The sequence below is a fragment of the Pseudomonas sp. CFBP 13710 genome, from assembly GCF_014842235.1.
In the GTDB taxonomy this organism is placed as follows: domain Bacteria; phylum Pseudomonadota; class Gammaproteobacteria; order Pseudomonadales; family Pseudomonadaceae; genus Aquipseudomonas; species Aquipseudomonas baltica.
The window spans coordinates 218,140-242,696 of record NZ_JACYVJ010000004.1 but is presented as its reverse complement, the minus strand read 5'-3'; the positions used below and the strand labels follow the sequence as shown (position 1 = coordinate 242,696).

Annotated in this window: 24 protein-coding genes and 1 pseudogene; 18 read left to right on the top strand and 7 right to left on the bottom strand. The window is 63.7% G+C overall.

Translation table 11 applies throughout. The annotated features are described in order from the left end of the window. Positions 1-106 precede the first annotated feature (106 nt). A complete protein-coding gene (locus tag IFT44_RS12080) occupies positions 107-2,551 on the top strand; it encodes a penicillin-binding protein 1A (protein WP_425312023.1) in 2,445 nt (814 codons plus the stop codon). A 205-nt stretch (positions 2,552-2,756) separates the two neighbouring features. Here IFT44_RS12080 and IFT44_RS12075 read toward each other — a convergent pair whose 3' ends face one another. The 3 genes from IFT44_RS12075 to rpmE form a co-directional block, all read right to left on the bottom strand. Further along, positions 2,757-4,025, bottom strand: coding sequence for a malic enzyme-like NAD(P)-binding protein (locus IFT44_RS12075; protein WP_122714552.1), 1,269 nt, complete (start codon positions 4,023-4,025; stop codon positions 2,757-2,759). 179 nt (positions 4,026-4,204) lie between these two features. Continuing rightward, positions 4,205-4,960: a thermonuclease family protein gene (locus tag IFT44_RS12070; RefSeq protein ID WP_446730948.1), complete on the bottom strand. Its 756-nt coding sequence runs from the start codon at positions 4,958-4,960 to the stop codon at positions 4,205-4,207. 50 nt (positions 4,961-5,010) lie between these two features. Beyond that, positions 5,011-5,229, bottom strand: coding sequence for a 50S ribosomal protein L31 (rpmE, locus tag IFT44_RS12065; RefSeq protein ID WP_043193699.1), 219 nt, complete (start codon positions 5,227-5,229; stop codon positions 5,011-5,013). Positions 5,230-5,532: 303 nt separating this feature from the next. Between rpmE and IFT44_RS12060 the strand changes: the two genes are divergently transcribed. From IFT44_RS12060 to IFT44_RS12035, 6 genes are all read left to right on the top strand, one after another. Then, positions 5,533-7,752, top strand: a complete 2,220-nt coding sequence (locus tag IFT44_RS12060) for a primosomal protein N' (protein WP_192058999.1) — start codon at positions 5,533-5,535, stop codon at positions 7,750-7,752. Between the two features lie 181 nt (positions 7,753-7,933). Beyond that, positions 7,934-9,670 carry an arginine--tRNA ligase gene (argS, locus tag IFT44_RS12055; protein ID WP_192175954.1) on the top strand — a complete coding sequence of 579 codons (1,737 nt, stop codon included), beginning with the start codon at positions 7,934-7,936 and terminating at the stop codon, positions 9,668-9,670. A 1-nt stretch (position 9,671) separates the two neighbouring features. Next, positions 9,672-10,361: an SPOR domain-containing protein gene (locus IFT44_RS12050; protein WP_122480451.1), complete on the top strand. Its 690-nt coding sequence runs from the start codon at positions 9,672-9,674 to the stop codon at positions 10,359-10,361. A 204-nt stretch (positions 10,362-10,565) separates the two neighbouring features. Continuing rightward, positions 10,566-11,096: an ATP-dependent protease subunit HslV gene (gene hslV / locus IFT44_RS12045; protein ID WP_043191380.1), complete on the top strand. Its 531-nt coding sequence runs from the start codon at positions 10,566-10,568 to the stop codon at positions 11,094-11,096. 87 nt (positions 11,097-11,183) lie between these two features. Further along, a complete protein-coding gene (gene hslU / locus IFT44_RS12040; RefSeq protein ID WP_122480452.1) occupies positions 11,184-12,521 on the top strand; it encodes an ATP-dependent protease ATPase subunit HslU in 1,338 nt (445 codons plus the stop codon). 153 nt (positions 12,522-12,674) lie between these two features. Next, positions 12,675-13,052, top strand: coding sequence for a gamma-butyrobetaine hydroxylase-like domain-containing protein (locus IFT44_RS12035; RefSeq protein ID WP_122480453.1), 378 nt, complete (start codon positions 12,675-12,677; stop codon positions 13,050-13,052). Here IFT44_RS12035 and IFT44_RS12030 read toward each other — a convergent pair. Then, positions 13,049-13,327 (bottom strand): polyhydroxyalkanoic acid system family protein, encoded by a 279-nt coding sequence (locus IFT44_RS12030; RefSeq protein ID WP_043191383.1) that lies wholly within the window; start codon positions 13,325-13,327, stop codon positions 13,049-13,051. The genes IFT44_RS12035 and IFT44_RS12030 overlap by 4 nt on opposite strands. 129 nt (positions 13,328-13,456) lie before the next feature. Here IFT44_RS12030 and ubiE point away from each other — a divergent pair, with 129 nt between their 5' ends. From ubiE to IFT44_RS21360, 11 genes and pseudogenes are all read left to right on the top strand, one after another. Further along, a complete protein-coding gene (ubiE, locus tag IFT44_RS12025; protein ID WP_043191385.1) occupies positions 13,457-14,227 on the top strand; it encodes a bifunctional demethylmenaquinone methyltransferase/2-methoxy-6-polyprenyl-1,4-benzoquinol methylase UbiE in 771 nt (256 codons plus the stop codon). Next, complete coding sequence (locus IFT44_RS12020; RefSeq protein ID WP_192175953.1) at positions 14,227-14,850, top strand: ubiquinone biosynthesis accessory factor UbiJ; 624 nt, start codon at positions 14,227-14,229, stop codon at positions 14,848-14,850. Before ubiE ends, IFT44_RS12020 begins: the two co-directional genes overlap by 1 nt. Continuing rightward, positions 14,847-16,454: a ubiquinone biosynthesis regulatory protein kinase UbiB gene (gene ubiB / locus IFT44_RS12015; RefSeq protein ID WP_122480456.1), complete on the top strand. Its 1,608-nt coding sequence runs from the start codon at positions 14,847-14,849 to the stop codon at positions 16,452-16,454. Before IFT44_RS12020 ends, ubiB begins: the two co-directional genes overlap by 4 nt. Before the next feature lie 52 nt (positions 16,455-16,506). Continuing rightward, positions 16,507-16,908 (top strand): phosphoribosyl-AMP cyclohydrolase, encoded by a 402-nt coding sequence (gene hisI / locus IFT44_RS12010; protein WP_122480457.1) that lies wholly within the window; start codon positions 16,507-16,509, stop codon positions 16,906-16,908. Further along, positions 16,901-17,236 carry a phosphoribosyl-ATP diphosphatase gene (locus tag IFT44_RS12005; protein WP_122480666.1) on the top strand — a complete coding sequence of 112 codons (336 nt, stop codon included), beginning with the start codon at positions 16,901-16,903 and terminating at the stop codon, positions 17,234-17,236. The genes hisI and IFT44_RS12005 overlap by 8 nt, the downstream gene beginning before the upstream one ends. 25 nt (positions 17,237-17,261) lie before the next feature. Continuing rightward, a complete protein-coding gene (locus IFT44_RS12000) occupies positions 17,262-17,522 on the top strand; it encodes a twin-arginine translocase TatA/TatE family subunit (protein WP_122480458.1) in 261 nt (86 codons plus the stop codon). A 3-nt stretch (positions 17,523-17,525) separates the two neighbouring features. Next, positions 17,526-18,002: a Sec-independent protein translocase protein TatB gene (gene tatB / locus IFT44_RS11995; RefSeq protein ID WP_185794932.1), complete on the top strand. Its 477-nt coding sequence runs from the start codon at positions 17,526-17,528 to the stop codon at positions 18,000-18,002. Continuing rightward, positions 17,999-18,787, top strand: coding sequence for a twin-arginine translocase subunit TatC (gene tatC / locus IFT44_RS11990; RefSeq protein ID WP_122480460.1), 789 nt, complete (start codon positions 17,999-18,001; stop codon positions 18,785-18,787). Before tatB ends, tatC begins: the two co-directional genes overlap by 4 nt. After that, positions 18,784-19,491, top strand: coding sequence for a 16S rRNA (uracil(1498)-N(3))-methyltransferase (locus IFT44_RS11985; protein WP_192175952.1), 708 nt, complete (start codon positions 18,784-18,786; stop codon positions 19,489-19,491). Before tatC ends, IFT44_RS11985 begins: the two co-directional genes overlap by 4 nt. 129 nt (positions 19,492-19,620) lie before the next feature. Further along, positions 19,621-20,682 (top strand): annotated as a pseudogene (locus IFT44_RS21365) (methyl-accepting chemotaxis protein); the annotation flags it as partial. Continuing rightward, positions 20,674-21,537 (top strand): methyl-accepting chemotaxis protein, encoded by an 864-nt coding sequence (locus tag IFT44_RS21360; RefSeq protein WP_425312022.1) that lies wholly within the window; start codon positions 20,674-20,676, stop codon positions 21,535-21,537. The pseudogene IFT44_RS21365 and the gene IFT44_RS21360, both read left to right, overlap by 9 nt. Before the next feature lie 127 nt (positions 21,538-21,664). Here the strand turns inward: IFT44_RS21360 and IFT44_RS11975 are convergent, their stop codons facing one another. The 3 genes from IFT44_RS11975 to IFT44_RS11965 form a co-directional block, all read right to left on the bottom strand. After that, complete coding sequence (locus IFT44_RS11975) at positions 21,665-22,399, bottom strand: ATP-binding cassette domain-containing protein (protein WP_192176008.1); 735 nt, start codon at positions 22,397-22,399, stop codon at positions 21,665-21,667. Further along, positions 22,392-23,354, bottom strand: coding sequence for an amino acid ABC transporter permease (locus tag IFT44_RS11970; RefSeq protein WP_185794929.1), 963 nt, complete (start codon positions 23,352-23,354; stop codon positions 22,392-22,394). The genes IFT44_RS11975 and IFT44_RS11970 overlap by 8 nt, the downstream gene beginning before the upstream one ends. A 75-nt stretch (positions 23,355-23,429) precedes the next feature. Beyond that, positions 23,430-24,227 (bottom strand): transporter substrate-binding domain-containing protein, encoded by a 798-nt coding sequence (locus tag IFT44_RS11965; RefSeq protein WP_122480464.1) that lies wholly within the window; start codon positions 24,225-24,227, stop codon positions 23,430-23,432. Positions 24,228-24,557: the final 330 nt, after the last annotated feature.

The following is a 24,557-nucleotide window of genomic DNA, read 5'->3' as shown; positions in this document are numbered from 1 at the left end:
GCAAATGACGCTCCGGGTCGAAAAATGCTTATAATGCCCAGCGTTTTTTCCACGTACCGCGTGCTGCGCTTAACCCATTCTTTTATCTGGAAATCCAAAAGCCTTGATACGCCTGCTGAAGTTTTTCTGGTGGTCTTTCCTCGCCGTCGTCTGCGGGCTGTTGCTCGTACTCAGCGGGGCATTTCTGTATCTCAGCCCCAGCTTGCCGTCTGTCGACGCCCTGCGCAGCGTCGAGCTGCAGATCCCCCTGCGGGTCTTCAGCAGCGACGGAAAACTGATCGCCGAGTTCGGCGAGATGCGCCGCTCGCCGATCAAGTTCGCCGAGATTCCGCCACATTTCATCCAAGCCCTGTTGTCCGCAGAAGACGACAATTTCGAAAACCATTACGGCGTCGACCCCAGCAGCCTCATGCGCGCCGCCTCGCAGCTGGTGCGCAGCGGTCATATCCAGACCGGCGGCAGTACCATCACCATGCAGGTCGCCAAGAACTATTTCTTGACGTCCGAACGCAGTTTTTCACGCAAAATCACTGAAATCCTCCTTGCCTTGCAAATCGAGCGCCAACTTACCAAGGATGAGATTCTCGAGCTGTACGTGAACAAGATCTACCTGGGCAACCGGGCCTACGGGATCGAAGCCGCCGCACAGGTGTATTACGGCAAGTCGATCCGCGACGTAAGCCTGGCGCAGATGGCGATGATCGCCGGCCTGCCCAAGGCGCCTTCCCGCTTCAACCCGCTGGCCAACCCGGTACGCAGCAAGGAGCGTCGCGACTGGATCCTGGGGCGCATGTTCCGCCTGGGCAAGATCGACGAAGCCAGCTACAACGCTGCCGTCGGCGAGCCGCTCAACGCCAGCTATCACGTGCCCACGCCGGAAGTCAGCGCGCCGTGGATCGCCGAAATGGCCCGTGCCGAAATGGTCGGGCGCTACGGCAGCGAGGCCTATACACAGGGCTTCAACGTCACCACCACGGTGCCGAGCAATCTGCAGGAAGACGCCAACCACGCCATCAGCTCCGGGCTGATCGCCTACGATCAACGCCATGGCTATCGCGGTCCGGAAGCTCGCCTGCCCGGCAAGACGCCGCGCGAGTGGGCCCAGGAACTGACTCGCCAGCGTCCGCTGAACGGCCTGGAGCCTGCCATCGTCACCAAGGTCGACAAGACGGGCATCGTCGTGCTCACCCGCGACGACAAGCAGGAGTCGATTGCCTGGGACAGCATGAAATGGGCGCGCCCCTTCATGAACACCAACAGTGTCGGGCGCACGCCTGCGCAGCCGTCGGACGTTGCGCAGGTAGGCGATCTGATCCGCGTGCAGCGTCAAGACGATGACACCTTGAAGTTCAGCCAGGTACCGACGGTGCAGAGCGCGCTGGTGTCGCTGGACCCGCGCACCGGCGCCATCCGTGCCTTGGTCGGTGGTTTCTCGTTCGAACAGAGCAACTACAATCGTGCGATGCAGGCCAAGCGGCAGCCGGGCTCCAGCTTCAAGCCGTTCATCTATAGCGCGGCACTGGACAAGGGCTACACGCCCGCCAGCCTGGTCAACGACGCCCCCATCGTGTTCGTCGACGAGTCGGTGGACAAGGTCTGGCGCCCCAAGAACGACACCAATACCTTTCTGGGCCCGATCCGGCTGCGTGAAGCGCTGTACAAGTCGCGCAACCTGGTCTCGATCCGCGTGCTGCAGAGCCTGGGTGTAGACAGCACCATCGACTACATCAGCAAGTTCGGCTTCAACAAGCAGGACCTGCCCCGCAACCTGTCGCTGGCACTGGGCACCGCCACCCTGACACCAATGGAAATTGCCACGGGCTGGAGCGTGTTCGCCAATGGCGGCTACAAGGTTTCGCCGTACTTGATCGAACGTATCGACAGCCGCAACGGCGAGACCCTGTTCCGCGCCAATCCGCCGACGGTACCGGCCGACGACATCGCCGCCGCCACGCCCCAGGCGGCACCGGCCAGCGCGACCACGGTATCGGCCCCCATCGCGGTGGACGCCACCTTGACGCCAGGCGCCGCCCCGGCCCCGGTGATTGCCGAGCGGATCATCGACGGGCGCACCGCGTTCATCCTCACCAGCATGCTCGAGGACGTCATCAAGAAGGGCACCGGGCGCCGCGCCATGGCCCTGGGTCGCACCGACCTGGCCGGCAAGACGGGCACTACCAACGACTCGAAGGATGCCTGGTTCTCGGGCTACAACGCCGACTACATGACCACTGTCTGGTCGGGCTTCGACCAGCCTGAAACCCTGGGCCGGCACGAGTTTGGCGGCACCGTTTCACTGCCGATCTGGATGACCTACATGGCCGCCGCGCTCAAGGACAAGCCGGCTCATGTGCAGCCCGAGCCCGACGGCATCCTCAGCCTGCGGGTAGACCCGATCAGCGGCCGCGCGGCCGCACCGGGCACGCCGGGCGCCTACTTCGAGCTGTTCAAGAGCGAAGACACACCGCCTTCCAACAGCGAGTTCGGTGGCGGCAGCGCACCGGGCAGCCCGCTCCCGGCAGACGAATCGGCGCCGATCGACCTGTTCTGATACCAGACCGCGTCGAGCCCTTCGCGGCCACTGGCCGCTCCTACACGGTTTGTGGACATCCGTAGGAGCGGCCAGTGGCCGCGAAAGCGCCAGATCGTGCACACCTGTAGGAGCGGTCAGTGGCCGCGAAAGCGCCAGCACCGCCACCACAAAAAAAGCCCCGACTCTCGCGAGCCGGGGCTTTTTTCATGGCGCGTCCAAAGGCTTAGCCGTTGAACACGTCATCCACGCTCTGCAGCGGGTAATGCTTGGGGTACGGCAGGGTGGCCACACCGGTCTCGATCGCAGCCTTGGCCACGGCGTCGGAGATCAGGGTGATCAGCCGTGGGTCCATCGGCTTGGGAATGATGTACTCGCGACCGAATTCCAGCGAAATACCGCCGTAGGCGTCGCAGACTTCCTGGGGCACGGGCAGCTTGGCCAGTTCACGCAGGGCGTTGGCGGCGGCGATCTTCATTTCTTCGTTGATGCGCTTGGCGCGAACGTCCAGGGCACCACGGAAGATGAACGGGAAGCCCAGCACGTTGTTGACCTGGTTCGGGTAGTCGGAACGACCGGTGGCCATGATCACGTCGTCGCGGGTGGCGTGCGCCAGTTCCGGGGAGATCTCCGGATCGGGGTTGGAGCAGGCGAACACGATCGGATTGGCGGCCATCGACTTCAGGCCTTCGGCGCTCAGCAGGTTGGGGCCCGACAGACCGACGAACACATCGGCGCCCTGCAGGGCATCGGCCAGGGTGCGCTTCTCGGTGGTGTGGGCGAAGACCGCCTTGTACTGGTTCAGGTCGTCGCGGCCGGCGTGGATCACGCCCGTGCGGTCGATCATGAAGATGTTCTCGATGCGAGCGCCCATGCTGACCAGCAGCTTCATGCACGAGATAGCGGCGGCGCCAGCGCCCAGGCAGACGATCTTGGCGTCTTCCAGAGTCTTGCCGGCGATTTCCAAGGCGTTGATCATGCCGGCTGCGGTGACGATCGCGGTACCGTGCTGGTCATCGTGGAATACCGGAATGTCGCACTGCTCGATCAGCGCGCGTTCGATTTCAAAGCACTCGGGCGCCTTGATGTCTTCCAGGTTGATGCCACCGAAGGTGATCGAGATACGCTTGACCGTGTCGATGAAGGCCTGCGGGCTTTCCGAGTCGACTTCGATGTCGAAGACGTCGATGCCGGCGAAACGCTTGAACAGAACGCCCTTGCCTTCCATGACCGGCTTGGAAGCCAGCGGGCCGAGGTTGCCCAGGCCCAAAATGGCGGTGCCGTCGGAGATGACCGCTACCAGGTTACCCTTGCCGGTGTACTTGTAGGCCAGCTCGGGATCGCGACCGATTTCGCGAACGGGCTCGGCTACACCGGGGCTGTAGGCCAGCGACAGGTCGCGGGCGGTTGCAGTGGGCTTGGTGAGTTCGACGCTCAGTTTGCCTGGGCGTGGATGGGCATGGTACTCGAGAGCGGCAGTTTTCAAATCTGACATTGGGGGCGTTCCGCTTTTACGTTGGTCTGACGAGACCCGCGAGGATACGCAAGATGCCTACACCCGACAAGACTACCCGGTCACATGCGTCAAGGCCCCTGGCCTACGACTTTCGGCGGGTACCGACAGGGCCGTCGAGGGCCTGCGAGGCAGCCCATGCACAGGCGCCTCTGGCCGGTTCACGGCTGTATCTGCACCATCTGCGGGGTGCTCACCGGCAACATCCAGCGCAACTGCCCGGCAGCCCGATTGCCGCGCCGATTGCGATCCAGCACCCAGCCGCGGGCCTCGACCTTTTGGCCTTTCAGGGCATCGAGCCAGCCTTCGGGGAACAGCGCGAACACCTTGGGCGCGACGTGCAGGACCACCGAGTCGTCCAGTTCGATCCAGGCCCCGGCGCGGTTGCGTTCGACCTTGCTGACCCGCCCGCCGAGCAGGGCGAAGCCGGCACGCTCCACCTGCGCGGCGGCGATGGCCGGCGATTGACGCCACAGCCCCAGCCCGGCCATTCGTGCGGCGTGCTCGGCCTGCTGCTGGCAGGCCACCTGCTCGACATTGGGCGCCACCGCGACCTGCAGGGCCAGTCCTTCGGCCAGCAATTGCGCCTCGAAGTTCAGCCCACCGCGGCCATAGACATGGGCCAGGGTGCGCTGGTAGCGATCCTGGCTCTCGCGGCCCAACTGCAGGCCGACCAGGCCGTCGCTGTCATCGACCAGCGCCTGCAACCGGCGCCGCGCGGCCACGGCGTAGGGCTCGTCGCCGCGCCCCTGGCGACCGATCTCAGGCGCATTGATACCGATCAGGCGGACGCTGCGGCCATCCTGCAGGCGCAGGGTATCGCCGTCGATGACCTGGCGGACCTGGGCGGTGCCCAGCCCGCTCGGAGCCGGGCAGAAGGCCTCGGCCTGAGCGGCGCCAAGCCAGAAAACGCCCACAAAAAAGGCGCCCGCAAGGGGCGCCTTCTTCAACAGCGAGAGCAAACCAATCAAGCTTTCTTGGCGCCGAAGCCGCCGAAACGCTGCTTGAAACGGTCAACACGACCGCCAACGTCCAGGGTCTTCTGCTTGCCAGTGTAGAACGGGTGGCATTCGGAGCAGACGTCGAGGCTCAGTGGCTTGGCCAGAGTCGAACGGGTCTTGATGACGTTACCGCAGCTGCAGGTAGCGTCGATGGCTTCGTATACTGGATGGATATCGGCTTTCATGGTGACTTCCTCAGGCTGCGTGCCGCCACCCGACACCATTGTCGAGTACCGCACGTAATTAGGCCGCGTATATTAACAGAACAGGGCGAACACGCAAGGTGTCGCTCGCACCGGCCGTCGTCTGCTAGTCTGCGCACCTCGAACCCCGTGCGAGCGGCAACCAGCCGCGACCCGTAAATCACGTAGGAGCGGTCTCCGGCCGCGAATGGCGTACCGCGTCATTTCGGTAACACCGCGGCGCAGCCCTCGCGGCCGATGACCGCTCCTGCGACTGCAGTTGCTCCCACTCAAGAGAACTCCCGCGTGCCCGACGTCATCCTGCGCCTCGCCCTGCCCTCGCCGCTGCGACGCCTGTTCGACTACAAGGCGCCCGCCAACACTGCGCACACCGTGTTCATGCCCGGCATGCGCCTGCGGGTACCATTCGGGCGGCGGGAAATGATCGGCATCCTGATCGAAGTGGTCAGCCACAGCAACGTACCGGCCGACAAGCTCAGGCCCGCCATTGCCCTGCTCGATGCGGTAAGCCCCCTGCCACCTGCGCTGTTCAAGTTGTGCCTGTGGACTTCGCAGTACTACCAGCACGGCCTGGGGGACACCCTCAGCTGGGCGTTGCCGGTGCTGCTGCGTCAGGGCGAACCGGCCGAAGCGCGCCAGGAGCGCTTCTGGCACGCCGCCGCCGATGCACGCCTGGACGACCCGCGCATCGCCCGCGCACCCAAGCAGCGCGATGCCCTCAAGACCCTGGCCCAGCACCCCCATGGCGTCGCCCATCAGCTGTTGAGCAAGCTGCAACTGAACAAGGACAGCCTCGACCTGCTGCTGGCCAAGCAACTGGTCAGCGTGGAAGTTCGCCGCCACGGCCCCGGGCCGCGGGCCGAACACTGGCTGGCGCAACCGGAACTGCCGCTCAACGAAGAGCAACGCGCGGCTTTCGAGGCGATTCGCGCCAGCCTCGGCGGCTTCCATGCGTTTCTCCTGGCGGGCGTGACCGGCAGCGGCAAGACCGAGGTGTACCTGCAACTGATCCACGAATGCCTGGAAGCCGGCAAACAGGCGTTGGTGCTGATCCCGGAAATCAACCTCGGCCCGCAAACCCTGGCGCGCTTCGAGCAGCGCTTCAACGCACGCATCGCGCTGGTGCACTCGGCGGTCAATGACCGCGACCGCCTCGACGCCTGGCTGGCGGCACGCGATGGCGAGGCCGACATCATCATCGGCACCCGCTCGGCGCTGTTCACGCCGATGAAGAACCCTGGGCTGATCATCATCGACGAAGAACATGACGGCTCCTATAAACAGCAGGAAGGCCTGCGTTACCACGCACGCGACCTGGCGCTGGTGCGCGCCAGCCAAGAGAACATTCCCATTGTGCTGGGCTCGGCCACGCCTTCCCTGGAGAGCCTGCACAACGCCCATACCGGCCGCTACGGCCTGCTGCGCATCGACCATCGCGCCGGTGGCGCCCAGCAACCCAAGTTCATGCGCCTGGATGTAAAGAGCCGGCCGCTGGACAGCGGCATCAGCGGACCGATGCAGCAGGCCATCGGCCAGACCCTGGCCAATGGCCAACAGGTGCTGGTGTTTCTCAATCGCCGCGGCTTCGCGCCCACCCTGCTGTGCCACGACTGCGGCTGGTTATCCGAGTGCCCACGCTGCGATGCCCGTACCACGGTCCACCAACGCTCGGGCGAGTTGCGCTGCCATCATTGCGGGCATGTCGAACGCGTGCCGCGCCAGTGCCCCAAGTGCGGCACGGTAGACCTGCGTCCGGTCGGCGCAGGCACCGAGCGCGCCGAGGAACGCCTGGCGATCCTCTTTCCCGATTACCCGGTGCTGCGCGTCGACCGCGACAGCACCTCGCGCAAGGACGCGATGAACCAGCTGTTCGCAACCATCCAGAAAGGCCATCCGTGCATCCTCGTCGGCACCCAGATGCTTGCCAAGGGGCATCACTTTCCACGGGTCACCCTGGTGTCGATTCTGGATGCCGACGGCGGGCTGTTCTCCGGCGACTTCCGCGCCAGCGAGCGCATGGCACAGTTGATCGTTCAGGTGGCAGGCCGCGCCGGTCGCGCGGAGGAACCGGGCAAGGTGATCATTCAGACCCACCTGGCCGACCACCCGCTGCTGGTGCAACTGACCGAGCAGGGCTACTTCGCTTTCGCCGAGCAGGCCCTGGCCGAGCGACGAGGCGCAGGCCTGCCGCCCTTCGCGCACCTGGCACTGCTGCGTGCCGAAGCGCACAAGCCGGGCCAGGCCGAAGCCTTTCTGGATGAGGCCTGTGCGGCAGCCGAAGTGCTGGTGGCGCAACTGGCCCTGGGCGGCCTGGAGCTGCTGGGGCCGGTCCCGGCACCCATGGAACGGCGCGCCGGACGCTATCGCGCACAGTTGCTGGTCCAGGCAACGCTGCGCGCCCCGCTGCACCGCCTGCTCAATGCCTGGATGCTGCAACTGGAGCAACTGCCGAGCGGGCGACAGGTGCGTTGGTCGCTGGATGTGGACCCGGTGGATTTGTATTGAGATAGGCGCACCTGAGGCAGGGATCGGCGGCGTCCGCCGTCGCGGCTGGCGCCGCTGCTACAGGGGTGGTGGTTTGCAGGGGGGATTTGCGGGTTGGCAACCCCGGCCAACAACCGGATAATGCCCAGTTTTTCCACCCGCGCATCCAGCACCGCCGTACCTGCGGTCGACCGAGAACCCCATGAAAGACACCATTCGCCAGCTGATTCAACAAGCCCTGACCCACCTTGTCGCCGAAGGTGTGCTGCCAGAAGGTCTGACGCCGGCAATCCAGGTGGAAAACTCGCGCGACAAGAAGAACGGCGATTTCGCCAGCAACATCGCCATGATGCTGGCCAAGCCTGCCGGCATGAAGCCGCGCGACCTGGCAGAAAAGCTGATTGCCGCACTGCCGACCGACGAGCAGGTGAGCAAGGTGGAAATCGCCGGCCCCGGCTTCCTCAATTTCTTCCAGAACGGTGCGGCCCTCGCCGCGCGCCTGGACGCCGCCCTGGCCGATGCCCGCATCGGCGTGCGCAAGGCCGGCCCCGCGCAGCGTGTGGTGGTCGATCTGTCTGCACCCAACCTCGCCAAGGAAATGCACGTAGGCCACCTGCGCTCGACCATCATTGGCGACGGCGTGGCCAATGTGCTGGAGTTTCTTGGCGATACCGTGATCCGCCAGAACCATGTCGGCGACTGGGGCACGCAGTTCGGCATGTTGCTGGCCTATCTCCAGGAAAAGCCCGCCACCAGCGACGAGCTCTCCGACCTCGAGAATTTCTACCGCGCGGCCAAGCAGCGCTTCGATGAATCCGCAGAGTTCGCCGAGCGTGCCCGCGGCCTGGTGGTCAAATTGCAGGCCGGCGATGCCGAATGCCTGGCCTTGTGGAAGCGCTTCAACGAAATTTCCCTGTCGCACTGCCAAAGCACCTACGAGCGCCTGAACGTCAAACTGACGCCGGCCGACGTGATGGGCGAAAGCGCCTACAACGACGACCTCGCCAACGTGGTCGCGGACCTACGCGCCAAGGGTCTGCTGGTGGAAAGCAACGGCGCGCAGTGCGTGTTCCTCGAAGAATTCAAGACGGCCGAAGGCACGCCCCTGCCGGTGATCGTGCAGAAGGCCGGTGGCGGTTATCTGTACGCCACCACCGACCTGGCAGCGGTGCGCTATCGCAGCAACGTGCTCAAGGCCGACCGCGCGCTGTACTTCGTCGACCAGCGCCAGGCCCTGCACTTTCAGCAGGTGTTCGAGGTCGCGCGCCGTGCCGGTTTCATCACCAACGGCATGCAGCCGGAGCACATGGGTTTCGGCACCATGAACGGCGCCGACGGACGTCCGTTCAAGACCCGTGACGGTGGCACCGTGAAACTGGTCGACCTGCTCGATGAAGCCGAGCAACGCGCCTACACCCTGGTCAAGGAAAAGAACCCCGAGACCGCCGAGGCCGACCTGCGCGTGATCGCCCGAGCCGTGGGCATCGGGGCGGTGAAATATGCCGACCTGTCCAAGCACCGCACCAGCGACTACAGCTTCAACTTCGACCTGATGCTCAATTTCGAAGGCAACACCGCGCCCTACCTGCTCTACGCCTATACCCGCGTGGCCGGTGTGTTCCGCAAGCTGGGCAAGAACTTCGCGGACGTCGAAGGGCAGATCGTGCTGGAAGCCGAGCACGAGAAGGAACTGGCTGCCAAGCTGGCGCAGTTCACCGAAGTACTGAACAACGTCGGCGAGAAAGGCACGCCCCATGTGCTGTGCACTTACCTGTACGATGTGGCCGGGCTGTTCTCCAGCTTCTACGAGAACTGCCCGATTCTGGCGGCCGAACACCCCGCTCAGCAACACAGCCGCCTGCGCCTGGCGGCGCTGACCGGTCGCACCCTCAAGCAAGGATTGGCTCTGTTGGGCCTGGAAACACTGGAGCGTATGTAAGTTGGCTGCCAAGAAAAAACCCGCACCCAAACGCGGCGCCAGCCGCAATTCCGCACCTGCGAAGAAGCCCATCCCAGGCTGGCTGTGGCTGGCGATCGGCCTGAGCGTGGGGGCCTTCGTGGTGTTCCTGATGAAGCTCGAGCCGGGCAACAGCGACGTCAAGCGGGTCAAGGCCGAGCAACTGAAAGCGGAAAAGATCGCCGAGGCGAACAAGACGCCGCCCAGCCCGCAGGCCCCGGTCAAACCCAAGTACGACTTCTATACGCTGCTGCCTGAATCCGAAGTGATCGTGCCACCCGAAGCGGTGCCCGAGAAAACCCCACCGATTCCGGCCCAGGCGCCGGTAACCCCGGCCGAGGCAGCCAAGATCGACACTGCCCGGGCTCAGGCCGCGCTCAGTGGCGCGACCCCGCCGCCGGCCCCGCCGGTGATCAAGCCTGCCGCAACCACGCAGTTCTACCTGCAGGCCGGTTCGTTCCGCAAGCAGGCGGATGCCGACCGGGTGCGGGCGCAGATCATCCTGCTGGGGCAGTCGGTGAACGTGGAGTCCGGGACGGTCAAGGAAGACACCTGGTACCGGGTACTGGTGGGTCCGTTCAGCAACCGCGAGCAGCTGACCGTGGCGCAGAAACAGCTGGCCGGCAGTGGCTTTAGTAACCTGCTGTTGCAGCAAAGGCAGATCCGGCAGTAAACCGCGGCGCGCCCTTCGCGGCCGCTGACCGCTCCTGCAGACCGTAGGAGCGGTCAGCGGCCGCGAAAGCCGTGACACGGACCTCCCGATACCCGCAAGCTGTCCCACCACCACGCACAACCGAAAAAGGTTGAAATCTCCTCACCCACCCCCATATTCGTTTCCATCAGGGCATTTTCGCCCCGCTGCGTGGAGACTCTCCCCTTGACCACCATCGTTTCAGTCCGCCGTCATGGCAAAGTCGTCATGGGCGGCGACGGCCAGGTTTCTCTCGGCAATACCGTGATGAAAGGCAACGCCAAGAAAGTCCGTCGCCTGTACCACGGCCAGGTCATCGCCGGCTTTGCCGGTGCCACCGCCGACGCCTTCACGCTCTTCGAGCGTTTCGAAGGCCAGTTGGAGAAACATCAGGGCCATCTGGTCCGTGCCGCCGTGGAACTGGCCAAGGAATGGCGCACCGACCGCTCGCTCAGCCGTCTCGAGGCGATGCTGGCGGTGGCCAACAAGGACGCTTCCTTGATCATCACCGGCAACGGTGACGTGGTCGAACCCGAAGACGGCCTGATCGCCATGGGCTCCGGCGGCGCGTTCGCGCAGGCCGCGGCCAGTGCGCTGCTGAAGAAGACCGAGCTGGGCGCACGGGAAATCGTCGAGACCGCCCTGGGCATCGCTGGCGACATCTGCGTGTTCACCAATCACAACATGACCATCGAGGAGCAGGATCTCGCCGAGTGATCAGACGGTTGTGGGGCCAGGCCTGCACGCAATGCGTCGCAAGCCTTCACCCCTTCCCTGCCTGAACCTCCGAGTCCGGAACACACCATGTCCATGACCCCCCGCGAAATCGTCCACGAACTCAATCGCCACATCATCGGCCAGGACGATGCCAAGCGCGCTGTCGCCATTGCCCTGCGCAACCGCTGGCGGCGCATGCAGCTGCCCGAAGAACTGCGCGTCGAAGTGACGCCCAAGAACATCCTGATGATCGGCCCTACCGGCGTCGGCAAGACCGAAATCGCGCGGCGCCTGGCCAAGCTCGCCAATGCACCGTTCATCAAGGTCGAAGCGACCAAGTTCACCGAGGTCGGCTATGTAGGCCGCGATGTCGAATCGATCATCCGCGACCTGGCCGATGCGGCCATCAAGCTGCTGCGCGAGCAGGAAATGGTCAAGGTTCGCCACCGCGCCGAGGATGCGGCCGAAGAGCGCATTCTCGATGCGCTGTTGCCCGCCGCCCGTGCAGGCTTCAACGAAGAGCCGGTGAGCAACGATTCGAACACCCGTCAGCTGTTCCGCAAGCGCCTGCGCGAAGGCCAGCTGGACGACAAGGAAGTCGAGATCGAGGTGGCCGAGCAGATGGGTGGCGTGGACATCTCCGCGCCTCCCGGCATGGAAGAAATGACCAACCAGCTGCAGAGCCTGTTCGCCAACATGGGCAAGGGCAAGAAGAAGAGCCGCAAGCTCAAGGTCAAGGACGCGCTGAAAATGGTCCGCGACGAAGAAGCCGGCCGCCTGGTCAACGAGGAAGAGCTCAAGGCCAAGGCACTGGAAGCCGTCGAGCAGCACGGTATCGTCTTCATCGATGAAATCGACAAGGTGGCCAAGCGCGGCAATGTGGGCGGTGCCGACGTGTCCCGTGAAGGCGTGCAACGCGACCTGCTGCCGTTGATCGAAGGCTGCACGGTCAACACCAAGCTGGGCATGGTCAAGACCGACCATATCCTGTTCATTGCCTCGGGTGCGTTCCACCTGAGCAAGCCGAGCGATCTGGTTCCCGAACTGCAGGGTCGCCTGCCGATTCGCGTCGAACTCAAGGCGTTGAGCCCGCAGGACTTCGAGCGCATCCTCAGCGAGCCACATGCCTCGCTGACCGAGCAGTATCGCGAGTTGCTGAAGACCGAAGGCTTGAACATCGAGTTCGTGCCCGAAGGGATCAAGCGTTTGGCCGAGATCGCCTGGCAGGTCAACGAGAAGACCGAGAACATCGGTGCGCGCCGCCTGCACACGTTGCTCGAGCGGTTGCTGGAGGAAGTCTCGTTCAGCGCCGGCGACATGGCCGCTGCGCACAGCGAGGCGCCGATCCAGATCGATGCCGAGTACGTGAACAGCCACCTGGGTGAGCTGGCGCAGAACGAAGACCTGTCGCGCTACATTCTGTAAGACGGCCTGTCATGCGCGGTGCGGCCTTTGCGGCCGCTGACCGCGCCTACGGAACGCGGCTCGCGGGCGACGTCAATGATCGTTCCCACAGGCCGGGTTCGCAGGAGCGGTCCGTGGCCGCGAAACAGACACCGCGCGACTTCGAGACCCACCATGACCAGAATCCCCAGCGCCATCAATCTGCACAAGGCCTCCAAGACTTTGAGCCTGACCTATGGCCCCGACGAGGTGTTCCACCTGCCCGCCGAGTTCCTGCGCGTGCACTCGCCGTCCGCCGAGGTCCAGGGCCACGGCAAGCCGATCCTGCAGGTCGGCAAACTGGGGGTTGGCCTGGCCAAGGTCGAAGCTGCAGGCCAGTACGCCTTGAAACTGACCTTCGACGACGGCCACGACAGCGGCCTGTTCACCTGGGACTACCTGTACCAGTTGGCGCTGCGCCAGGAGCAGCTCTGGGCCGACTACCTGGAACAATTGCGCGCGGCCGGCAAATCCCGCGACCCCGCCGAATCCGTGGTCAGGTTGATGCTTTAAGCCGCCAGGGCCTTGTCCAGGGCCTTTTCGATCTCGCTCTGGATGGTGCCGCTCATCATCGCCAGCATCATGCCCAGCTTCAGATCGATTCGAATCGCTTCGTCGTCGATCTGCACGGTGCCCTGTGCACCGCTGCGCTTGACCGCCACCGTGTCACCTTGCCAGGTAGCCTGCACGTCATAGCGGTCGATCAGCTTCTGGACCACCACTTCAGCTTTCTGCCGCGCCGCGTCGCGGCCCAGATTGTGTTTGCGTTCGACGTTGATCTGGGTCATCGGGGATTCCAACAGGTAAGGGTTCAATGGCGCACAGTTTAACCCGGTTGCCCCGGCAATCCATCGTGCCAAGACAAAGCGCCCTTGTGCGGCTTAGAATGGTGCGTAATTTTTCCTGGTGACAGCGATATGAATGATCAGCGCAAAGGCGGCGATGCCGAACCCACCACTCACTTCGGCTACAAGCACGTACCGGAAAGCCAGAAGGCCGAAAAGGTCGCCGAGGTGTTCCACTCGGTAGCGGCCAAGTACGACTTGATGAACGACGTGCTGTCCGGCGGCATGCATCGGCTGTGGAAGCGCTTCACCATCGAGCTCTCGGGCGTGCGCGTGGGTAACCGGGTGCTCGACATCGCCGGCGGCACGGGCGATCTGGCACGCAAGTTCTCCGACCTGGTAGGGCCTACCGGCCAGGTGGTGCTCGCCGACATCAACGCCTCGATGCTCAAGGTCGGTCGCGACCGGCTGCTCGACCGCGGCGTGGCCGGCAACATCGAATTCGTCCAGGCCGATGCGGAAAAGCTGCCGTTCCCCGACAATCACTTCGATTGCGTGACCATCGCCTTCGGCCTGCGCAACGTCACCCACAAGGAAGCGGCCATCGCTTCCATGCTGCGCGTGCTCAAGCCAGGCGGGCGCCTGCTGGTGCTGGAGTTTTCCAAGCCTACCAACAAGCTGATGTCCAAGGTCTACGACGCCTATTCATTCGCGTTCATGCCGCTGGCCGGCAAGCTGATCACCAACGATTCGGAAAGCTACCGTTACCTGGCCGAATCGATCCGCATGCATCCCGATCAGGAAACCCTCAAGGCCATGATGGTGCAGGCCGGTTTCGACCGCGTCACGTACCACAACATGACCAGTGGCATCGTTGCCCTGCACCGCGGGATCAAGCCCTGATGCTGCTCGGTGGCCTGATCGCCAGTGTCGAACACGGTCTGAACCGTGTGCTGCGCCTGGACGCCACGGCGTTGCCGCGCCTGGCGCACCTGCACGGCAAGGTGATTGCCATCCAGGGCCGCCAGCCCGCGTTTACCCTGTACATACTGCCCAGTGCCAATGGCCTGATGCTGGCCCAGCAGTGGGCCACGCCGCCCGACTGCACGTTGCGCGCGCCGGCTGCCAGCCTGGTGCAGCTGGCACTGCGCAAGGACAAGACCGCGGTGCTGCACAGCCCGCAGGTCGATCTGGACGGCGACAGCGCCGCGCTGCTGGACCTGGTCAAGGTGCTGCAGGACCTTGAACTGGACTGGGAATACGAAGTCTCACGCTGGCTGGGTCCGGTGCCCACCGCCCTGTTGGCCGGGCATTTGCGCAGCCGCACGAGCTGGACCCGTCAGAGCCTGGCCACGGCGACGCAGAACCTGGGCGAATACCTGGCCGAGGAAGCGCGTACATTGGTGGGCGAGCAGGAAGCCCAGGCCCGTTTCAGTGAGCTGGATGCTTTGAAAGTCGACGTCGAACGCCTCGAGGCGCGTATTGAGCGCCTCGCCCGATCCCACAATTCCAGCGATAACGCATGAAGCTGCTTGCCGTCCGCCGTCTGTTGCGCATCCAGCGCGTCATCATTCGTTACCGCCTCGATGACCTGATGTTCGCCCTACCACTGCCGTGGTGGCTGAAAATCACCCGTTTCGCCATGCCTTGGCGCTGGCTGCCGCGCAGCCGCCAGGAACTCAACCGTGGCGCGCGCCTGCGCTTGGCCTTGCAGGACCTGGGGCCAATCTTCATCAAGTTCGGGCAGATCCTTTCCACCCGCCGCGACCTGCTGCCCGAAGACATCGCCGATGAGCTGATGCTGCTGCAGGACCGGGTGCCGCCGTTCGACCCCAAGCAGGCCATGGCCCTCATCGAGCAGCAACTGGGTGCGAAGATCACCGACGTGTTCAGTCGCTTCGACGTCGAGCCATTGGCGTCGGCCTCGGTGGCCCAGGTTCACGCCGCTCGGCTCAAGACCGGTGAAGAGGTGGTGGTCAAGGTCGTTCGCCCGGGGCTCAAGTCGGTGATCAGCCAGGATCTGGCCTGGCTGTTCCTGCTCGCCCGCCAGGCCGAGCGGCTGTCCGCCGACGCGCGCCTGCTGCACCCGGTCGACGTGGTCGCCGACTACGAACGTACCATCTACGACGAACTCGACCTGTTGCGCGAAGCGGCCAACTCCAGCCAGCTGCGGCGCAATTTCGAAGACTCCGACCTGCTCTACGTGCCTCAGGTCTACTGGGACTGGTGCCGGCCGAAGGTCTTGGTGATGGAGCGCATCTACGGCGTGCAGGTCACCGACATGGCTGCCCTGGCCGACCAGCGCACCGACATGAAGCTACTGGCCGAGCGCGGCGTCGAGATTTTCTTCACCCAGGTGTTTCGCGACAGTTTCTTTCATGCCGACATGCACCCCGGCAACATCTTCGTCAGCACCGTGGCACCGTGGAGCCCGCGCTACATCGCCATCGACTGCGGCATCGTCGGCAGCCTGACCCCCGAAGATCAGGATTACCTGGCGCGCAACCTGTTCGCCTTCTTCAAGCGCGACTACCGCCGCGTGGCGCAGCTGCACATCGATTCGGGCTGGGTACCGGCCGAGACCAAGCTCAACGAATTCGAAGCGGCGATCCGCACCGTCTGCGAGCCGATCTTCGAGAAGCCACTGAAGGACATCTCCTTCGGCCAGGTGCTCATGCGCCTGTTCCAGACCGCACGACGCTTCAACATGGAAGTCCAGCCGCAACTGGTGCTGCTGCAGAAAACCCTGCTCAACATCGAAGGCCTGGGTCGACAGCTGTACCCGGACCTCGACCTGTGGAGCACCGCCCAGCCGTTCCTGGAACGCTGGATGCGCCAGCGGGTCAGCCCGAAATCTTTGTTTCAGAATGTTCAATCGCAGGTCGAGCAATTGCCTCACCTAGCCAACATGACCCGCGATCTGCTCGAACGAATGTCTCAGCCCCATCGCAAGGATCCACCGCCGCCCTGGGAGCAACGCCACGATCGCTGGGCCCTGCGGCTGCTCGGCGGCGCCTTGCTGGTGGGTGGAACGGTCACCGCCGTCTCCGGCATAGCCCTGGACAGCGTCCAGGCATGGCCCGCCTGGTTGATGCTGGCATCGGGCTTGTACCTGGTCGTGCGCCGATAGCCAGTCGCGCCATCGGCTGGCACACTAGCCCTCTCTGTTGTCGGAGTCGCACATGAAAGACTGGCTGGACGAGATCAAATGGGACCGCGACGGCCTGGTGCCGGCGATTGCCCAGGATCACCACACCGGGCGCATCCTCATGATGGCCTGGATGAACCGCGAGGCACTGGCATTGACCGCTGCCGAAAACCGGGCGATCTACTGGTCCCGTTCGCGTGGCAAGCTGTGGCGCAAGGGTGAGGAATCCGGTCACGTGCAAAAACTGCACGAGCTGCGCCTGGACTGCGACGCCGACGTGGTCGTGCTCAGCGTCGAGCAGGTCGGTGACATCGCCTGTCACACTGGTCGCCAAAGCTGCTTCTATCGGGTCTTCGAGAACGGCCAATGGACCGTCGTCGACCCCGTCCTGAAAGATCCCGCTGCCATCTATTCCGCAGGCCATGGCCATGAATGACACTCTGGACCGCGTCGCTGCGGTGCTCGAAGAACGCAAGGGCGCCAGCGCCGACAGCTCGTATGTCGCCAGCCTGTACGCCAAGGGATTGAACAAGATTCTGGAAAAGCTCGGCGAAGAATCGATCGAGACCATCATTGCCGCCAAGGATGCCGCCCACAGCGGCGACTGCAGCGATGTCATCTACGAAACCGCCGATCTGTGGTTCCATAGCCTGGTCATGCTTGCACAACTCGGCCAACACCCACAGGCTGTACTCGATGAACTGGATCGCCGATTCGGCCTGTCCGGTCACGATGAGAAAGCCGCCCGCCTGCCGTCAGCCTGAAATGTCTTTTTGGAGGAGTTGAATCATGGGTCTGTTTGATTGGAAACACTGGATCGTCATCCTGATTGTCGTGGTACTGGTCTTCGGCACCAAGAAACTCAAGAACCTGGGCACCGACGTCGGTGAATCGATCAAGGGCTTTCGCAAAGCCATGAACGACGACGACAAACCGGGTGCCGAGCAGCCGACACAGCCGGTCCACCCGCAGGCCAGCTCGCCGCTGACTCCGCCGCATACCCTCGACGGCCAGCATCAGAAAGTCGAAGAACCCATCAGGAAAGACTGATCAATGTTCGGTATCAGCTTCAGCGAACTCATGCTCGTGGGCCTCATCGCCCTGTTGGTGCTGGGCCCTGAGCGACTGCCCGGTGCCGCGCGCACCGCAGGGTTGTGGATCGGGCGCCTGAAACGCAGCTTCAACGCGATCAAGACCGAAGTGGAACGCGAGATAGGCGCCGACGAAATCCGTCGCCAACTGCACAACGAGCACGTGCTTTCGCTCGAGGAGCAGGCGCGCAAGATCCTCGATCCGCAGCGCGCCGCGCGTCCGAGCGAGCCGCCCGCACCGCTGGCCGATCCGATTCCACCCGGCGCCCAGGCGCAACCGGTGCTTGATCGTGATGCGGTGAGCACCGACGTCACTCCTACCACGGTGCCCACTGCCACGCAGACACCGGCTGTGGTTGACCGTGACACGAGCAGCGCTCAGGCTGTTGCGATACCCGTATCCTCCAATGAACCTACACAGCCACCGCGGGCCCCATGAGCGAAATTCCGGAAAACGACCAGCCCATGCCGCTGGTCTCGCACTTGACCGAATTGCGCACGCGCCTGCTGCGTTGCGTTGCCGTGATTTTCCTGGTCTTCGCCGGGCTGTTTTCCTTCGCCCAACAGATCTACACCCTGGTGTCGGCGCCGCTGCGCGAGTACCTGCCCGAAGGGGCCACGATGATCGCCACTGATGTGGCCTCGCCGTTTCTCACGCCTTTCAAGCTGACCATGATGGTCTCGCTGTTCCTGGCCGTGCCGATCATCCTGCACCAGGTCTGGGGCTTCATCGCACCGGGCCTGTACAAGCACGAAAAACGCATTGCCATACCATTGCTGGTGTCGAGCATCTTCCTGTTCTATGCGGGGATGGCCTTCGCCTACTTTCTGGTGTTTCCACTGGTCTTCAAGTTCTTCGCCAGTGCCACGCCGGTGGGCGTGACCATGGCCACCGACATCGCCAGTTACCTCGATTTCGTCATGACGCTGTTCTTCGCTTTCGGCGTGGCGTTCGAGATTCCGGTGGCCGTGGTACTGCTGGTGTGGATCGGCGTCGTCGACGTCAAATACCTGCGCAAGATCCGCCCGTACGTGATCATCGGCTGCTTCGTGGTCGGCATGATTCTGACCCCACCGGACATTTTCTCGCAGACACTGCTGGCCGTGCCGATGTGGTTGCTGTTCGAGATCGGCATCCTGTTCGGTGCCCTGATCCGCAAGCGCGGTGATGAACCGACCGAGGACGATGACCGCAACGGCCAGCCGCCTGCGACTCAGGCATGAACCTGCTGCTGCTAGAAACGGCCGACTTCACCGCGCCGGACAAGGTAGTGCTGCGTGATCGACGCTTCACCCACATGCAGGCCGTGCACCGTGTCGAACTGGGCGACAGCCTGCGGGTGGGCAAGGTCGATGGCTTGATGGGGCGTGCCCAGGTCACAAGGTTGGAAGATCACGAGGCCGAACTTGCCGTGGTGCTCGACCAACCGCCACCGGCGAAACTGCCGCTGACACTGGTGCTTGCGCTGCCCCGCCCGAAAATGCTTCGCCGAGTGTTCCAGACCATTGCCACCATGGGGGTGGCCAAGGTGGTCCTGGTGAACAGCTATCGGGTCGAGAAAAGTTTCTGGCAAACCCCTTTTCTCGAGCCGGCTGCCATTCGCGAGCAGCTCATCCTGGGCCTGGAACAGGCACGCGATACCCAGCTCCCCGAAGTGCTGATCGAAAAGCGTTTCAAGCCCTTCGTCGAGGATCGCCTGCCTGCTCTGAGCGCCGGCACCCTGGGGCTGGTCGGGCATCCGGGCGACTACCCGCCCTGCCCGCGCCATCCGCAGCAGCCAGTGACCCTGGCCATCGGCCCGGAAGGTGGCTGGATTCCCTACGAGGTCGACCTGCTGGGCCTTGCAGGTTTGCAGCCAGTGCAGCTGGGCGAACGTATCCTGCGGGTCGAAACCGCCGTGGCGGTGCTGCTGGCGCGGCTGTTCTGACCCAACGTCGTCCAGGCTTGACGATTCCCGGTGGGTCACGTCACTTAGCCACCATCGAGTTTCGACGACACCTGCCGATGCCCCTGAACTGCCGACAATCATGCTGTCGGCCTGTCAGGGAGCTTCATCATGTCCAACACCTTTGCCCGCTACCTGGGCAATCTGAGCGTCAACCTGAAACTGGGGATTGGTTTCGGTGTGGTGCTACTGCTTACTCTTTTGATTGCCGCCACGGGCTGGTCTGGCCTGACCCGCTTGATCGAGCGCGCCGACAAGATCACCAGTATTTCCATACTCGACGACCGCATGCGTGACCTGCGCATTGCCGCTCAGTCGTTCGAACTGCAGAAAGGCAGTTCCGGTGCCGACAATGTCACCCGTCTTCTCGACCAGCTCGATACCGATCTTGTGGCCGCCCAGCACACTCTGGTGCAGCCCGAAGACATCGCGCTCGTCGAGCAGGAAATAGCCACCACCCAAGCCTATCGCCGGGAATTCACCGCATCGCTGGCGTCGATCCAGGGTCGCGAGGCAGCCCGCAGCCAACTGGGCAGCACCGCCGACCGCGCCGTGGCCGAAGTCAATCAGGCGCAGGCAGCGCTGCTGAGCCAGGGCGAGCTGACGGCCTACAGCACCCTGGTGGAAACCAGCCGGCTGATCCAGCAGGCGCGCTTTCAAGTGCGTGGCTACACCTATAGCGCCAAGGACGAAGCACGTCAGCCGGCGCTGGCGGCCATCGACCAGGCCATCGCTTCGGTCGCCGCTGCGGGGGCCAGCGTTTCCGGCGAATTCACCGGCCGCTTGCAGCAGGCCGGCGATTCCCTGCGTGCCTATCGCGCGGCGGTGGCGCAATTCAGCGAAAACCAGCAGGCCACGCTGCAGAGCATCGACAAGATGACGGCATTGGGCACCACCCTGCTCGAGCTCAGCGACCGACTGGGCGACTCGCAGACGGCCAAGCGCGATGCCGACACGGCCCAGGCCAAGGCGTGGCTGGCCACTGCAGCCGCCCTGGCCACACTGCTTGGTATCGCTGCGGCATGGGCGATCACCGCGCAGATCGTCGGCCCGTTGCGGCAGACCCTGGCGAGTGTCGAGCGCGTCGCTTCCGGCGACCTCCGGCAGTCGCCCGCCATCACCCGACGTGACGAACTGGGCCAGGTTCAACTGGCCCTGCAGCGCATGACCCTGAACCTGCGGGAACTGGTGGGTGGCATCAGCGAGGGCGTCACGCAGCTGGCCAGTGCCGCAGAGGAGCTTTCCGCGGTCACCGAGCAGACCAGCGCCGGGGTCAACGCGCAGAAAGTCGAAACCGACCAGGTGGCCACGGCCATGAATGAAATGGCGGCGACAGTGCAGGAAGTGGCGCGCAACGCCGAGGAAGCCTCGGAAGCTGCCGTGGCTGCCGATCAGCAGGCCCGTGAAGGTGATCGAGTGGTCAGCCAGGCCGTGGGCCAGATCGAGAGACTGGCAGCCGAGGTGCTGCATTCCAGCGAGGCCATGAATCAGTTGAAGCAGGAAAGCAGCAAGATCGGCGGCGTGCTCGATGTGATCAAGTCGGTGGCGCAGCAGACCAACCTGTTGGCTCTGAACGCGGCAATCGAGGCGGCCCGTGCCGGCGAAGCAGGTCGCGGTTTTGCCGTGGTGGCCGATGAAGTACGCAGCCTGGCCCAACGCACTCAGCAATCGACCGAAGAGATCCAGTCATTGATCGCTTCGCTGCAGACCGGTACCCATGAGGTTTCCAGCGCACTGGACAGCAGCCGGGCGATGACCGACAGCAGTGTGCAACTGGCCCGGCGTGCCGGTGAGTCGTTGAGCGACATTACCCGTACCGTGTCGACGATCCAGGCGATGAACCAGCAGATCGCCGCCGCGGCGGAGCAACAGAGTGTGGTGGCTGAAGAGATCAACCGCAGCGTGCTCAACGTGCGCGACGTTTCCGAGCAGACATCGGCGGCGAGCGAGGAAACGGCAGCGTCGAGCATCGAGTTGGCGCGTCTGGGCACACATCTGCAGGGGCTGGTGGGTCAGTTCAAGGTCTGACCCTGGTTGGGTGAGCCTGAGGGCCTCTTCGCGGGCAGAGACCCGCTCCCACAGGAGCCTGCAGCGATCTTGTGGGAGCGGGGCTCTGCCCGCGAAAGCGGTCTGCGGATCGGCGCAGGAACCTGGGCTACAACACCTGCCGCAAAAACGCCTGTGCCCTTGGGTCCTTGGGTGCGTCGAAGAACTCGGCCGGGGGCGCATCTTCCAGCAAACGGCCATGGTCGAAGAACAGCACACGGTCCGCCACTTCACGGGCGAAGCCCATTTCATGGGTGACGCACACCATGGTCATGCCTTCTTCGGCGAGGGTCTTCATCACTTCCAGCACCTCACCGACCATCTCCGGATCGAGCGCCGATGTCGGCTCGTCGAACAGCATGACCTTGGGGTCCATGCACAGCGCCCGGGCAATGGCCACGCGCTGCTGCTGGCCACCGGACAGCCGCGAAGGAAACGCATCGGCCTTCTCGCCGATGCCTACCTTGGCCAGCAATGCGCGTGCCTTGGCCTCTCGCTCGGCCCTGCCGCGCTTGCGCACCACTTTCTGCGCCAGGCACAGGTTTTCCAGCACGGTCATGTGCGGAAACAGGTTGAAGTGCTGGAACACCATGCCGACTTCGCGTCGGTAGGCATTGATGTTGGTTTTGGGATCGTCGAGGCGCAGGCCATCGATGCTTACCGAGCCTTCATCGAATGCCTCAAGGCCATTGAGGCAACGCAGGAAGGTGGACTTGCCCGAGCCCGAGGGGCCCAGTACCACCAGCACCTCGCCCCTGGCCACCTGCGTGCTCACCTGATCGACCGCGCGCACCACCTGGCCACGGGTATTGAACACCTTCAACAGGTCGCGTACTTCAATCACTTTGCGCAAGCCTCCGCTCGAGCCGGCTGGCGAAATACGACAGCGGCAGATTGATGACCAGGTACAGGGCTGCCACGCAGAACCAGATCTCGAACGTCGAGAACGACGTGGTGATGGCTTCGCGACCGCTCTTGGTCAGCTCGGTAATGGCAATCACCGACACCAGCGACGTGTCCTTGACCAGGCTGATGAACTGCCCGGCCAGGGGTGGCAGAACACGCTTGAAAGCCTGCGGCAGGATGACGTGACGCATCGACTGTCCGGCATCCAGGCCCAGGGAGCGGGCGGCCTCGCCCTGCCCCTTGGCAATGGACTGCACGCCCGAGCGCACGATCTCGGCCACGTAGGCACCGGTGAACAGCGCCAGCGCCGCCACCCCGGCGAATTCGCGCGAAAGGTTGAGCACGGTACCGATGAAGAAATAGAAGATGAAAATCTGCACCAGCAGCGGCGTACCCCGCACCAGCTCGACATACACCGTCGACAGATGGCGCAAGGTGGGGTTGCTCGACAACCGGCACAGCCCGGTGACCAGGCCCAGCAGCAGGCCGGCCACGCCGGACACCAGCGACAGCCACAGCGTGGTCCACAGCCCCCAGGCGATCGGTCCGGCGGTCCAGTGGCGCGTCACGCCGATCTGGTCGCCTTCGGAGACGTCATCGCCCTCTTCGAGCACGACACTGCCACTGTCCGCCAGCAACACCTGTTCGCCACCGTCTTCGTCGCGCAGGGTGACCCGTGTCTGCCCGCCCTGCCGGACGATCTGCTCGACGCTGCCATAGCCCTCGGCGCGCTGCGGCAGCTCGGCCTGATAGACGAAGTACTGCGGCACTCGATTCCAATGCCACTCATAGGAAATGCGCGAGGTGGCAGCGTACAAGCTGAAAGCCAGGCCGATGAGCACCAGCGCGGTAAGCCCGTGCCAGGGCCATTGAGCTTTGTGGTGTTTGATCACAGGGGGTTCAATCCGCTAGAAGACCGCCGCGCAGGGCAGGCCTGCGCGTCAGGGAGAGTCTGGCCAGAGGCGCAGTCATTGCATTTCGTCGAGCCAGTTCTTGCTCACGAACCACTTCTTGTGGATACGATCGTAGCTGCCGTCTTCACGGGCCTGGCGCAGGAAGTTGTTGATGAAGTTGAGGCTGTCGTAGTCGCCCTTCTTCAAGCCGAACGCCAAGGGCTCGTAAGTGAAAGGCTCGTCGAGGTAGACCAGCTTGCCATTACCGACCTTGTCCACCGCCACCACGTTGTAGGGCGAATCGTAGATGAACGCATCCGCCTTGCCGTTGACCACGTCGAGTACCGCTTCAGGCTCGTTGTCGTAGCCGTGGTACTGCGCCTTGGCGATCAACTTGCGCGCCACGAACTCGCCGGTCGTGCCGACCTTGGAGGTGATGCGGTAGTCCGGCGAGTTCAGGTCCTTGTAGGTCTTGACCTTGTCGGCCAATTCCTTGCGGATCAGCAGGGTCTGGCCGACGACGATGAACGGGTCGCTGAAGTTGATGCGCAGGTTGCGCTCCTGGGTCAGGGTCAGGCCGCTGCCGATCATGTCGAACTTGTCGGTCATCAGCGCTGGAATGATGCCATCCAGGCTGGTCGATACCAGCTCCAGCTTGACGCCCATGGACTTGGCCATGGCCTTGAGCAGGTCGACTTCGAAACCGATGATTTCGCCACGCTTGTTGGTCATTTCGAACGGCATGTAGGTCGGGTCCATGCCCACGCGCAAAGTCCCGCGCTTGACCGCTTCGTCGATAGCGCCCGCTTGCGCCGAACCCACGACCGCCATGGCCATGACGCCGAGCAGCAGCCGCGACAGATACTTGTTCATTACCAATTCCCCTAGCCAACTTCGGGCACGACCAAGCCTGAGCGCACCATTTCGGGGTGCGATCCTAACTCAAACAGGGGGTTGAACAAAGTTTGGCGATGAAATGAGTGCCAGGTGGCACTATTGGAGGGCATGGCGGAGTAACCGTGGTGCGGCCTTCGCGGCCGCTGACCGCTCCTACAAAGAACTGCAGCATGCCTGTGGGTGCCAGATGGCGCTGTTGGGGGGCATGGCAGGAATATCGAGGTGCAGCATTCGCGGGCAGAGGGCTCAGCCGCCCGCCCCGCTCCCACAGGAGTGCTTTTGCTACTTGTGGGAGCGGGCTCTGCC